At 42.5% G+C, this 12,593-nt stretch carries 11 protein-coding genes; 6 read left to right on the top strand and 5 right to left on the bottom strand.

Translation table 11 applies throughout. From position 1 onward, the window contains the following. Positions 1-55: 55 nt before the first annotated feature. Positions 56-550, top strand: a complete 495-nt coding sequence (locus DZ860_RS01570) for a hypothetical protein (protein ID WP_120029154.1) — start codon at positions 56-58, stop codon at positions 548-550. Positions 551-655: 105 nt separating this feature from the next. On the opposite strand, the gene DZ860_RS01565 is transcribed toward DZ860_RS01570, so the two are convergent. After that, the gene (locus DZ860_RS01565; RefSeq protein WP_120029153.1) at positions 656-1,558 is read right to left on the bottom strand and encodes a LysR family transcriptional regulator; all 903 of its coding nucleotides are present in this window, start codon (positions 1,556-1,558) and stop codon (positions 656-658) included. Between the two features lie 137 nt (positions 1,559-1,695). Between DZ860_RS01565 and DZ860_RS01560 the strand changes: the two genes are divergently transcribed. The 5 genes from DZ860_RS01560 to DZ860_RS01540 all read left to right on the top strand — a co-directional run bounded on the left by DZ860_RS01560 (position 1,696) and on the right by DZ860_RS01540 (position 5,888). Continuing rightward, positions 1,696-2,454, top strand: a complete 759-nt coding sequence (locus DZ860_RS01560) for a (Fe-S)-binding protein (RefSeq protein WP_120029152.1) — start codon at positions 1,696-1,698, stop codon at positions 2,452-2,454. Further along, entirely contained in the window at positions 2,451-3,881 is a 1,431-nt protein-coding gene (locus DZ860_RS01555; RefSeq protein ID WP_120029151.1) for a LutB/LldF family L-lactate oxidation iron-sulfur protein, read from the top strand. The genes DZ860_RS01560 and DZ860_RS01555 overlap by 4 nt, the downstream gene beginning before the upstream one ends. Beyond that, on the top strand, positions 3,878-4,537 hold the full coding sequence (locus DZ860_RS01550; RefSeq protein WP_120029150.1) for a LutC/YkgG family protein: 660 nt from the start codon (positions 3,878-3,880) through the stop codon (positions 4,535-4,537). Before DZ860_RS01555 ends, DZ860_RS01550 begins: the two co-directional genes overlap by 4 nt. Before the next feature lie 284 nt (positions 4,538-4,821). Next, positions 4,822-5,439 (top strand): PGAP1-like alpha/beta domain-containing protein, encoded by a 618-nt coding sequence (locus tag DZ860_RS01545; protein WP_120029149.1) that lies wholly within the window; start codon positions 4,822-4,824, stop codon positions 5,437-5,439. A gap of 110 nt (positions 5,440-5,549) precedes the next feature. Beyond that, on the top strand, positions 5,550-5,888 hold the full coding sequence (locus tag DZ860_RS01540; RefSeq protein WP_120029148.1) for an ArsR/SmtB family transcription factor: 339 nt from the start codon (positions 5,550-5,552) through the stop codon (positions 5,886-5,888). 199 nt (positions 5,889-6,087) lie between these two features. On the opposite strand, the gene DZ860_RS01535 is transcribed toward DZ860_RS01540, so the two are convergent. The 4 genes from DZ860_RS01535 to DZ860_RS01520 form a co-directional block, all read right to left on the bottom strand. After that, positions 6,088-8,193 carry an EAL domain-containing protein gene (locus DZ860_RS01535; protein ID WP_120029147.1) on the bottom strand — a complete coding sequence of 702 codons (2,106 nt, stop codon included), beginning with the start codon at positions 8,191-8,193 and terminating at the stop codon, positions 6,088-6,090. Between the two features lie 269 nt (positions 8,194-8,462). Next, positions 8,463-9,311, bottom strand: a complete 849-nt coding sequence (locus tag DZ860_RS01530; RefSeq protein WP_120029146.1) for a mechanosensitive ion channel family protein — start codon at positions 9,309-9,311, stop codon at positions 8,463-8,465. 388 nt (positions 9,312-9,699) lie between these two features. Next, positions 9,700-10,944, bottom strand: coding sequence for a peptidase T (gene pepT / locus DZ860_RS01525; protein WP_120029145.1), 1,245 nt, complete (start codon positions 10,942-10,944; stop codon positions 9,700-9,702). Between the two features lie 349 nt (positions 10,945-11,293). Next, complete coding sequence (locus DZ860_RS01520; protein ID WP_120029144.1) at positions 11,294-12,502, bottom strand: NupC/NupG family nucleoside CNT transporter; 1,209 nt, start codon at positions 12,500-12,502, stop codon at positions 11,294-11,296. Positions 12,503-12,593 lie beyond the last annotated feature (91 nt).

The following is a 12,593-nucleotide window of genomic DNA, read 5'->3' as shown; positions in this document are numbered from 1 at the left end:
AAACAGCCAACGACATTAATGAATGGCTGAATTAACTAGATTGGAGTCATTGAGAATGGAATTACAACAGTGCTGGGCACATTACGTCAAAGCTGAACAATTATTGAAACAAGGACATTGGCCAGAAGCTCATTACTTATTTGAACAGGTGCTGGACTCTATGCCAGAACATGTACAAAGAGCATTAGATAAGCCACAAACAAAACCTTATGAATTCTCCTGTTTGATTACAGGATTGCGCGATGCCGCGATTACACAGTCAAAACTACTCAACCAAATGGGACAGTTTAGTAAAGCGTTTGATGTTTTGAACCAAACTTATGCCCAAATTCAATTCATTTCACTGGAACAGTCTCAACTTGTTATAGCCCTTGATAGCGTATTACAACAACACACTGAAGAGTTACTGCAACAGCTTGCGATATTTTGCTCCTCACAACGCAGTGCGCAGTGGATGTTAGAATTTGAACATCTACAAAAAGCTCATCACTATTTTGCACAACTAAGATGCCATCGTCTGGCTATAAGTCATCACCCCTTACTCAATTAGACTTTCACTCTCAACTCCATCACCAATGGTTTGTTGGTTGTTAGTTGTTGGTTGTTGCCAATGATTAAATACAAATGACTAGCAACCCATAGCCATACAACGTCGTCATGCGAAATAGTGCGCCATTTCTTGATAGCGTTGTTTAATGTGCTCAATCAGCATTTTTACTTTTTTCGGCGGTTGACGAGTAAAAGGATAAACCGCATAAACACCCAGTTTTTTACCTACTCGATCGGGGAAAAGATCAAGCAACAGACCATCTTTCAAGTCATGGTAAACCAAACATCGAGGTACATAAGCAATGCCATAGCCAGCGAGCGCTGCTTTTCGCAATGCTGCGGCATTATCCGTTGAAAAAGACCCCGATACTCTCACAATGCTATTTTTCGTTGTTCCCTTAAATTCCCAATCGCTCGCTCCTGTTGTTTGATAGGCATACTGCAAACAATTGTGCGTAGTCAACGCCTTGGGATATTCAGGCATTCCCTCTCGCTGCACATACTGAGGAGAAGCACAAACTACCCATTGTGAGTCGAGCATATGACGAGCAATCAAACTCGAATCTTCAAGGTATCCTGTTCTGATAACTAAGTCATACCCCTCTTCCACCAAATCAACAAAACGATTTTCCAGCGACATGTCCACGGTTAAGCCTGGATGCAAGCAACAAAATTCGGCAATCGCTTCAGCCAGCAATAGATCACCTGAGATTGTCGGTACAGACATTTTTATGTGCCCACTCAATTTGTTACCAAATCCGGACACCGTATCTCGCGCCTCTTGAGTGGCTTGTCTCACATTTTTTGCACCTTGCAACAATGCTCTCCCTGCCTCCGTCAATGCTAACTTCCGTGTCGTACGGTACAAAAGCTGCACACCCGCGTCTTGCTCCAGACGCGCAATTCTTTTGCTAACTACCGAATTTGTAATGTTATTTTTTTCAGCTACCTTGCTGAAACTCCCCAACTCAAACACTTGAGAAAACAGGATAAGATCATCTGCTCGCATCGCATTACATCAATTTAGGAATCAATCATTTTCATTATGTCCGTATATTGAGATAGATAAAAGCGCAATACTCACAAATAATTAACAACACTTATACTTATAAGATATTCAGCACTGTCTGTTATGTGGAGCACTGTATGCGAATCTATCCAACCAAGCCTGATAAGGTCTATTTCTACGCCACTTGCCTGATTGATCTCTTTGAGCCTAATGCTGGGCTTGACGCTATCACATTGCTCGAACAACAAGGGATTGACGTTATCTATATTGAAAAGCAAACCTGTTGCGGACAGCCTGCTTACACGTCAGGTTACAATGCTGAAGCTAAAGATATCGCCTTGAATCAAATGGCACTGTTTACTGAAGACTATCCCGTTATCGTACTATCAGGATCATGCGGCGGCATGATGCACCACCACTATCAGCGTTTATTTCAAGACAGTGAAAGACTGCCGCAAGTGACCAAGTTTTGTGACCGTGTTTTTGAATTAACCGAGTTTTTAGTCAATGTTTGCCGCGCAGAACTTAAAGACAGAGGCGAACCAACATCCGTCGTGATGCATACTTCCTGCGCTGCTCGTCGAGAAATGAACGTGCACGTCACCGCCACTCAACTGCTTAATCAACTCGATAATGTCGAACTACGCCAACAAGATTATGAAAGTGAATGTTGTGGCTTTGGTGGCACATTTTCGGTTAAACACCCCAATATTTCTCAAGCCATGGTCGAAGACAAAACACGTTATATTGCAGCAACACAAGCGGATACCCTCGTGAGCGCAGATTGGGGTTGTATGTTGAATATTAATGGTGCATTTGAGTATCAAGAACGTCCAATAAAAGGTCGACACCTTGCGAGTTTTCTCCTTGAACGAACTAAAGGAGTACAATCATGAGCCAAGTACCGCAACGATTTCATCAACAAGCCAAACAAGCGCTCGCCGATAAACAACTTCGTGCTAATTTCCGCGGAGCAATGGATTATTTACGCGACAAACGCCAGGCCGCATTTAGCGATCACGAAGAAGAACATGAAATCAGAGACATAGCTCAAGCCATCCGCCAACGATGCTTGAGTAAATTACCTCAATTATTAGAGCAACTTGAAGAAAAATGCACCAACAATGGCATTCAAGTTCATTGGGCTGAAAATGCTGACCAAGCTAACATGATCATCGCCAAAATCGCGCAGCGCCATAAAGCAGATTTAATCGTAAAAGGGAAATCCATGGTCAGCGAAGAGATCGAAATGAACCATGAAATGGCTGAACTAGGAATCGAATGTTTAGAAAGTGATATGGGTGAATATATTGTCCAACTCGATGGTGATAAGCCCTCTCACATCATCATGCCTGCCATCCATAAAAACAAACAAGAAGTGAGTGATACCTTTGAGCAAAATTTATCAGATTTTACCCCAACGGTTGATGTTGATTCACTGATTCAAACCGGACGTTCACGCTTAAGAGAGAAGTTTCGTGATACCACCATTGGATTATCTGGCGTTAACTTCGCTGTCGCAGAGACTGGCACCTTATGTTTAGTCGAAAATGAGGGGAATGGTCGAATGTGTACCACCATTCCCAAAGTGCACATCGCAATTACCGGCATTGAGAAAGTGGTTGAGTACTTAGCTGACGTGCCCCCCCTCTATAGTGCCCTGACTCGCTCAGCAACAGGCCAATCCATTACAACCTACTTCAATATGATCAGTCACCCTCGCCAAGAGGGTGAAAAAGATGGCCCCCATGAAGTTCACTTAGTACTACTCGATAACGGGAGGACCCAAGCGTATCAAGATGAGGAAATGCGAAAAACTTTACAATGTATTCGCTGTGGCGCATGCATGAACCATTGCCCTGTTTACACCAAAATTGGCGGGCATGCTTATGGGACCGTCTATCCCGGACCCATTGGCAAAATTATCTCTCCACATATGATGGGCCTCGCCGCCACAAAACAACTCATCACTGCTTCAACCCTTTGTGGCGCATGCAGTGAGGTATGCCCGGTACGTATTCCTATTCCTGAGTTAATTCAACGACTACGCCATGAATCGAAAAAACCGGCACACCCGGGAGCACAAGCACTGGACGGACAAATGGCGGCCTATAGCAAAGTCGAAGCAACCGCGATGAAAAGCTTCGTCTATGCGGCAACTCACCCATCGGTTTATCACTCCGCCACTTTAGTCGCAACAAGTATGCGTAATTGGCTGCCAAATCAAATTGGCGCATGGACACAATGTCGAACCACACCAAAGCCAGCACCAAAAACTCTGCACGATTTGATGAAAGCGGGAAAAAACAGGAACAAGCTATGAACAGGACTAAACAAAACATATTAGCGAGATTGAGATCCGCGCCAGTATCCCCCCCTATAGAGACAGCTTTAGATTATCGTCCATGGGGAAGCCAAGCGCCTGTTTCAGAGCAAGATAAACTCGAACGTTTCATTCAATGTTTATCGAATAATCACGCCATAGTGCTTTGCTCACCGATCAAAAACCTGACACGAGTGCTGACTCAGCAATTGCAAGAAATGAACATAGCAACCGTTGCGCTCGGCACCAAGGGCGAGTTTTTGAACACGTTTATCGAAGCCAGTACTCCATACTCTATCCGATACTTTGACCAAGAGATTGAAGCTTGGAAGCAGGAATTGTTCAATAATATCGACGTTAGTATCACTCATTGTATCGCTGGTGTCGCTGATACTGGTGCGTTAGTGCTCGCACCAGATCAAAATGAACCACGCTCACTTTCGTTGGTTCCACCCCGTCACATCGCCGTGATTAAACAATCAACGCTACACTGTCACTTCCCACAAGTAATCCAGCATCAAGGTTGGGCGGAAGGCTTACCGACGAATGCGTTATTGATCTCCGGCCCATCAAAAACCGCAGATATCCAACAAACACTTGCTTATGGTGCACATGGTCCAAGGGAGTTAACCGTCATTGTCATTACAGACACCTAGTACTTATTTGCAGATAGCATTATTGGTAAATAGCAGTTACTAGTTAAAAACGTTTATTAGTCGTTAGCAGCTAATAGACAAAAGACCGCGCATTAATCAACTCTAGTGGCCTACCACTATGCCTTGAACGAGAACTATGACAGGAACTGGACTACGCTTTAGTTGGAGTCCAGTTCCAGTTTTAAATTTTTCTACGCCTTAACAAATTTTAGAATTAACAATAGGAAAACAAAGAGTTCATCGTCATTATGAGAGGCTTGGGCATAAACGTTAAGGAAGTTAGTATGAACGTTATTATTCTTCACGGCCTTTATATGCACGGCGTCGTGATGCAGCCTCTCAGTTATAAGCTTAAGCAATGTGGCTTTAGCACCAAGGTGTTGACCTACAACAGTGTTTCAATTGACGAACGAAAAGTATTTTCGAATATAGATCGAGCATTAAAGCCCTCGACCGTTAATGTATTAGTTGGACACAGTTTAGGTGGGTTAATCATTAAACAATATCTCGCTTCTCGACAGCCAAGCACCAAATCTGTCAGTCACGTCATTGCATTAGGATCACCAATTAAAGGAGCTTCAATTGTAAAACGCATCCAAGACATTGGAATGGGCGCAATTTTAGGCAACTCCCCAGCTTACGGTTTGAATTTACATGATGATAGTTGGGAGTTTCCACAAAAATTGGGAAGCATAGCCGGGACACTGCCTCTTGGGGCGCGTTCTCTATTAATTCGCAATGATCGTTCACTCTCAGATGGCACCGTCACAGTTGAAGAGACGAAAATTGATGGAATGACTGACCACATCGAGTTACACAGCACCCATACAAGCCTGATATACAGCTCTCTGGTACCTCGACAGATTGAACATTTCATTCGATACGATAAATTCCAGAGCTAGTGTGCTCAGTGACATTGAGGGTATATCACTTTCGATTCACATAACCTTGCGTGGTCTCATTCACTTGCCTATAATCATCGTAATTTTACGATTAGACTATTGGTAGCTGTATGAGTTCATGCTCCACACCCGAATCCCAAAATTTACAAGCCACTCAAGAAGAAATAGCGCAAGAAGCACTCTTTGCTCAAAAAGCCAAAGCACTTTCTCACCCTGCCCGCGTCCGTATCTTAACGATGCTATGTCAGTTAGATCGCCAAGGAGGTTGTTTAAATTGTGACTTAGTCAGTGAACTCGGTCTTGCACAATCAACCGTATCTGAACATTTACGGATTTTAAAGCTGGCCGGATTTATTAGTGCCGAATCTAACCCGCCTAAAGTTTGTTACCGCGTAATCCGCTCTGAAATTGATCAATTTCAAGCACTTCTAGGTAAGATTTTTAACTAGCTTTTCGTTCGGTGTTAATTATTCATTTCTAATGAGTTATTTCTAATAATCTAATAAATTGACTCTAAGCACTTTTGTTAAGTACTGAATAACGGCAAGTGACTGAAACACCAATTTCGCGCAATTAAAAAGGCCCACTTCAATTTAGTGGGCCTTTGCAATATTATTTCATTTCAATAGTGAACTTATCACCATGGCATCAAGGATGACCTTGAATAATGCGGTCATCAATATTGCTTTTTCCAACGCTGTTGCTGGAAACCATATCCAAATCAACATCGAATAAACGTTTTTGTACCAATTCTTCAAATGGCATCGGTTTATGGAAGAAAAAACCCTGAATCAATTGAATGTTTTGCTCATCCATAAACTCAACTTCATCTAATGACTCAACCCCTTCCACCACAATTTCAGCCCCAGTTGTTTTCACTAACTGGCTGGTTAGTCGGAACATTTCACGACCATTTTTATTATGAATGTTCAACACAAGAGAACGATCAATTTTAACTTTATCAAACTCAAATCGGCTTAAATAACCAATAGAGGAATAACCTGAACCAAAGTCATCCAGCGCAATCTGAATTCCCAACTTACGTAACTGTTGGAAAACTTGCCAAGTACTCTTCTCATCATGAATCAAGAGGTCTTCAGTAATTTCGAGCTCTACTTGCTCATAGCGAAGCTGGCTCTCCTCAATATACCGTTGAACGGTTGAAGCAAACTCAGGAACCAAAAACGTTACCGGTGAGATATTTATCGACACTTTAAAATGAGGATCGCTCGCCAATGGCCCCGTCTCCTCAAGTGCTCGCCGAATGACCCATAGATCAAGCTCTGATGTCATACCAAGCTTAGAAAAATGCTCAAGAAATATCGGTGGCGTTATTTTTCCATCGTCGCTGCGGTATCGAATTAATGCTTCTACACCCTGAGCACTGTTCGACTTAATATTGATTTGAGGCTGATAGTATAAAATGAACTCACCATTTTTTTGTAAATCCGCTATCTGTCTCTGAGCCGTTAAATTGCCGCTCATTTGTGGAAACAGCCCAATCACTGAGCGTGTCGAGCCCATATCTTGATAATTGAAAAAGTTATCCGATAACCCTTTCGAAAAAATCTTATTACTGCCGGTTACTTTGTTCATCTGTCTAAAGAAGGGGAGATAGATCATCATTCCCACAATGACAATAACCAGCTGTACAACGGACGCTGCGATATCTTTACCCGTTGCCAAATAACCACTGATAAAAGGAGGCGTCATCCAACTGATGATTTCGCTAGCTGGCGAAACAAAACCGATGCTCGTAGCAAAATAGCCTATCAACAACCCGGCCAATGGCGCGAGTACAAACGGAATGATTAATACCGGATTAAAAATGATCGGCAAGCCAAAGACAATCGGCTCATTGATGTTAAAACAACTTAATACCAGCGTTGCAGCAGCCAGTTTTCGATAACCCTTGTTTTTGGTAAACAGCAGCATACAAAGCACAAGACTTAGCGTATTGCCTGCCCCTCCAATGCCTCCGTACATATCGTAAAAATTACTGGTCAAAATCGGTAGGGCCGTACCAAATTCATGATACGCAGCAAAGCTATCTAGCGTGTATTGGTGTAACCCGCCTTTAAAAGAAGCCAGTATGATATGTCCGTTAATCCCCATCGACCAAAGTAGGTTTCGTACTGTTTCATAAATCAGTGCATCAACTAAGGAATCTGGTTGGAAGCTCGGCAAAACGTCCCATACTCCCGAGATAGAATCTAAGCCACTTTTTAGCGCAATACCTGCTGTGACGTAAAGCACTACGATAAAAATGGTCGCTCCGACCAAGTTTAGTGATTGATCGGCAACATTAGGTAAGGTGGAATCAATCAGCAACTTCCTGCGCTCTAAACAAGAAATGGTGAGACAAACTATAAACGGGATGACTATCGCTAATGGGTAGTTTGATGGAACCACACTACCTGTATGCATCAAGTCCCATTCGGTACATAAAACCACATAAATCAACAAAGATGGTGTGATCACGTTCGCTCGAGATACACGATGGTAACTGGCGAGAAAGAGTGAAAAATAAACAACCAACAAGATCGGGAATAACTTCCAAACCAAATTACTTACTTGGAAAATTTTATTGGCTAATGCATGGTGACCGAACTCACCAATACTACTACCTGCTAACATACTAAAAGCAGACAAAAGCGTGATCGGTAATAACATGACGAAAACATTACATAGCCCGTTGATATAGGGATTTTCTGAGATTTTCGTCAAAGTAGAATAGAGGGAGATGTTTTTCATTCAGCAGTTTTAAATTAAACGAACACTACGGATTAAATAAAAAATTGCGCACTGAAATCCTTGATCGCACTGCTCATTAGGCAGGATTGTTCGTTCAATTGCACCACATACCTTGCTTATGTCGAAAACCACAACAACGTGACCATAATCACAAAAATAGAACTATAAGCAATGGCGCGCACGTTAACGTAGATAATGATAAAGTTCCATTCAAATAACCTATCGACACGAACAATTTAGATGTTTGACACCCTAGCTAAATTTAGCACCTAGTCCGCTGAATTTGCAGGAAAATGCTCGCCATATAACTGCATAAAATCTTGGCGAATATGTTGCTCCAAATGGGTCGCTTTGTCAGTTGGACAAAAAATCATAAAGTGGACCACTTGTTCGCCCGTTGACGTACTCGTAATGTGAATATGTGGTTCTGCGCCCGGTAAATCGACACCAGCATGTTTCTCTATCATCGCATTATAACGACGCGCAACTTCACTAAAATAATGACAATGATCTTCAATTTTAGTGATCATCTCTGGCACTAAAGGGAATAGGTTAACAAAATCTCGCACTACAATAGAAAAGTCATGGTACACATAGCGCTTCATGAAGTTTAAATTCTTCACTGGGTAGGTAAAAAACATACTATTAGGCAATGTCGCCGTCTTGCCGGTGTAATGGTATTGACCATGATGGAGATCGATTTCCTGGATTGTCGTTGCCATCATATTATGCTCGATAACTTCACCGCATAACTTGCCAACTTCTATCCAATCGCCGATACGAAAAGAACGAGAACTCGCTCTTTGAATTGAACCTGTAAAACACAGAATGATCTCTTTTGAAGCCACCACAATTGCAACCGCAATTGCCGTAACTGACAGAGCAAATTCATTGATTTCTGACTGCCACAAAACGAAAAGAAGTACGATCGTTAACGCAAAAGTGCCATTTTTGGTGCGCGACATCCATTTACGTTGATCTTCCGATACAAAATTGACGTCGCCTCGAATTTTAGACAAGGTCAGGCGTCTGATGATCGCGATGATAAACACAATCAAACAGGTAAACACCATTTTGTGAGTTAGAAGAAAATCGATGACAATTTGTGCTTTCTCCACCTCGTACTCCTGTACACGTAAACTGATGTGGTGGCGGGATATGTGACCCACCATTCGGTGGCATTCAATTTCCCATACCTAGTACCTAACGTCTAGTCTTGTCACACGCGAATCGCCAACAAAGTCACATTCAGATCGGCCCCTGCTGCCCAACTGCCTCTTATTTAACCAAATGAGGCGTTTGTTGCATCTTGCCTCCATTATGCAACTAAGATGTTTTTTGATTGTGATAATACTGGGTGGTAATAAGTAAAAAAAGGAAAGTGACTAGGCGATTGATATTGAATCAAAACACCCTATCACTTCCCTACTTTTTAGCTCATGATTGAATCTATTTTCGGCTCAAATATATATGGGTTTAAGCCTGTTGAGGATTCGAGAATTAAGCTTATTTATGTGTTACAGGAACATGTGCCAAAGCAATTTTTTGTGATAGTGCAACAAGAACTTTAACCGTCTGCTCCATTCCCTCTACGGTGATAAACTCATGGATGCCGTGGAAGTTGTAGCCACCTGTGAAAATATTTGGACAAGGCAATCCCATAAACGAAAGACGCGCACCATCGGTGCCACCGCGAATTGGTTTAATCAGTGGTTCCACATCACAATCAATCATCGCTTGTTTCGCAAACTCAATAATATGAGGATGCGGTTCGACCATCTCTTTCATGTTTTGGTAGCTATCAGTAATCGATAGTTCTACTCGGCCCTGTTGCAAGCTTGCATTAAGTTGGGCAACTTGAGATTGCATGAAGTCTTTTCGAGCAACAAGCCCCTCAGATTCGAAATCACGTAAAATATAGACCAACTCACTCTTAGCAACTGACATTGAAGCGGCGCTTAAATGATAAAAGCCCTCATACCCCTCAGTGCACTCAGGAGTTTCATCCTCTGGCATAAGTTGCTGAAAGCGCGCCGCAATGTTCATTGCATTAACCAATTTACCTTTTGCCGTTCCAGGGTGAACACTAACGCCGTGACAGACAACTTTTGCTGTCGCTGCATGAAAGTTTTCGTATTCTAATTCGCCTACTGGACCACCATCGACAGTGTATGCCCATTGTGCCCCAAATTTTTCCACATCAAATAAATTCGCTCCGCGGCCAATTTCTTCGTCTGGAGTAAAGCCAATACAGATCTCACCGTGAGGAATAGACGGATTTTGAATAAGGTGTGCAATCGCTGTGATGATTTCAGCAATCCCCGCCTTATTATCAGCGCCAAGTAATGTCGTACCATCTGTGGTAATAATGCGCTGACCATGCAGATGATGAAGATCTGGATATTGAATTGGAGACAACACTTCATCCCCTAACCCTAACGCGATATCTCCACCTTGGTAATTCTCAACAATTTGAGGAACGACATTGTGACCTGATGCATCTGGTGCGGTATCCATATGAGCGATAAACCCAATGGTAGGTACGGCATAATCAACATTAGAGGGTAAACGCGCCATCACATAGCCGTTGCTATCTAACGATACATCACTCAAACCTAAAGTGAGCAGTTCTTGTTCTAATGCTTGTGCAAATGTCATTTGACCTGCCGAGCTTGGGCAATGGTCATTCGCTGAATCCGATTGGGTATCAAAAGTCACGTATTGTAAAAAACGTTGAACCAAATCATTCATAGTTAACCCTCGTGCTATAACGCCTTGATGTAATTATGCCAGTCATACTACGCCCAAATTTTTACGCGCTTTTGCTATAAATCAGTTTTTCTCAAGAATTCTCCAGCATTATTGATGGTCAACGTAATAATGAATAGATCCAACCAGTGATATTGACCTGTTGATTGATTTGATATTTGGTTTGATGATGGATTTGATGATTTACTTAATGATCGACCAGATAAGCAATATAATGCTTAAGGTGCATCGCGATAAGCGACAAACTATTAGAATCTCCCATTTAGGATTTTTCATCGATATAAAAAAGCCCAAGCATGATAGCTCGGGCTCAAATTCCTATCGGTCGCGATTACAGCAAGGTAAAGATACCCGCTAAACACGCACTCATTAAGTTTGCCAGAGTACCAGCAGCAACGGCTTTCAAACCTAAGTTAGCAACTTCTGAACGGCGGTCAGGTGCAATAACACCGATAGAACCCAACTGAATCGCAATAGAACCAATGTTAGCAAAACCACACAACGCGAATGTAATGATAATCTGGCTATGCTCAGTCAGTAGCGCTTTATGTTCAACAAAGTCGATAAACGCAACAAACTCATTCATTACAATTTTTTGGCCAATGTAAGAACCTGCCATAAAGACTTCATGGCTCGGTACGCCGATCACCCAGGCTAAAGGTGCAAACAGGTAACCAAAAATACCTTGTAGAGTAATACCAGATAGGCCTACCAACTCACCCATATTTTCAAGACCAGTATTGACCATTGCGATAACAGAAACGAAAGCAATCAGCATAGTACCAACGGCTACGGCAACTTTCATACCGTTCATCGCACCACTCGCCAATGCATCAATCACATTGCTGTCTTGGGCTTTGTCCATTTCAATATCAGTTTGGTCAACGGGTGTGCCACGTTCAGGAACAATAATTTTTGCCATCATCAAAGCACCTGGCGCAGCCATGAAGCTTGCAGCAATCAAGTATTTTAAATCGACGCCTAAACCAGCATAACCACCTAATACACTACCTGCTACCGACGCCATACCGGCAACCATCACAACAAATAGTTCAGAGCGGGTCATTCGAGACAAAAAAGGGCGGACAAGAAGAGGAGATTCACCTTGAGAAAGGAAGATGTTACCAGTTGCAACGAGGGATTCGGCTTTACTTGTACCCAAAAACTTTTGAATACCACCACCAATAACAGCGATGACTTTTTGCATCACGCCAAGATAGTAAAGCGCCGAAATAAGTGCACTAAAGAAGATAATAATAGGAAGAACACGAACAGCGAAGATGAAACCCGTATTGGCAAGATCACCAAAGAGGAAACTGATCCCTTGATCAGCAAAACTGAGTAGACCGGCAACACCACTACTTAAACTTGTTAGTGCGGCTTGTCCCATAGGAAAATAAAGCACTAATGCAGCAAAACCGACTTGCAATAGCAAAGCACGGGAAACTGTCTTCCAGTTGATCGATTTGCGGCTCTCAGACAACAAAACAGCACACGCTATCAGTACTACGATTCCGAATAAACCAAACAGTACATTCATTAAAGATGACCTCTACAAGCATTGATTAGGTAGCTGGTCCGGTCCGTGGGGTCATTCACCTGTCCATGTGACGGCTTGTATTGGTTGAGCG

Origin of the sequence: Vibrio sinensis (assembly GCF_003605645.1) — a bacterium.
Taxonomy (GTDB): domain Bacteria; phylum Pseudomonadota; class Gammaproteobacteria; order Enterobacterales; family Vibrionaceae; genus Vibrio; species Vibrio sinensis.
Note: the sequence above shows the minus strand (reverse complement) of the source record. Positions and strands in the feature narration are given on the sequence as shown.

Coding starts and splice junctions, on each gene's coding strand:
- DZ860_RS01520 (WP_120029144.1), bottom strand. CDS start 12,502: ATGAATGTACTGTTTGGTTTATTCGGAATCGTAGTACTGATAGCGTGT.
- DZ860_RS01535 (WP_120029147.1), bottom strand. CDS start 8,193: ATGAAAAACATCTCCCTCTATTCTACTTTGACGAAAATCTCAGAAAAT.
- DZ860_RS01550 (WP_120029150.1), top strand. CDS start 3,878: ATGAACAGGACTAAACAAAACATATTAGCGAGATTGAGATCCGCGCCA.
- DZ860_RS01555 (WP_120029151.1), top strand. CDS start 2,451: ATGAGCCAAGTACCGCAACGATTTCATCAACAAGCCAAACAAGCGCTC.
- pepT (WP_120029145.1), bottom strand. CDS start 10,944: ATGAATGATTTGGTTCAACGTTTTTTACAATACGTGACTTTTGATACC.
- DZ860_RS01560 (WP_120029152.1), top strand. CDS start 1,696: ATGCGAATCTATCCAACCAAGCCTGATAAGGTCTATTTCTACGCCACT.
- DZ860_RS01540 (WP_120029148.1), top strand. CDS start 5,550: ATGAGTTCATGCTCCACACCCGAATCCCAAAATTTACAAGCCACTCAA.
- DZ860_RS01545 (WP_120029149.1), top strand. CDS start 4,822: ATGAACGTTATTATTCTTCACGGCCTTTATATGCACGGCGTCGTGATG.
- DZ860_RS01565 (WP_120029153.1), bottom strand. CDS start 1,558: ATGCGAGCAGATGATCTTATCCTGTTTTCTCAAGTGTTTGAGTTGGGG.
- DZ860_RS01570 (WP_120029154.1), top strand. CDS start 56: ATGGAATTACAACAGTGCTGGGCACATTACGTCAAAGCTGAACAATTA.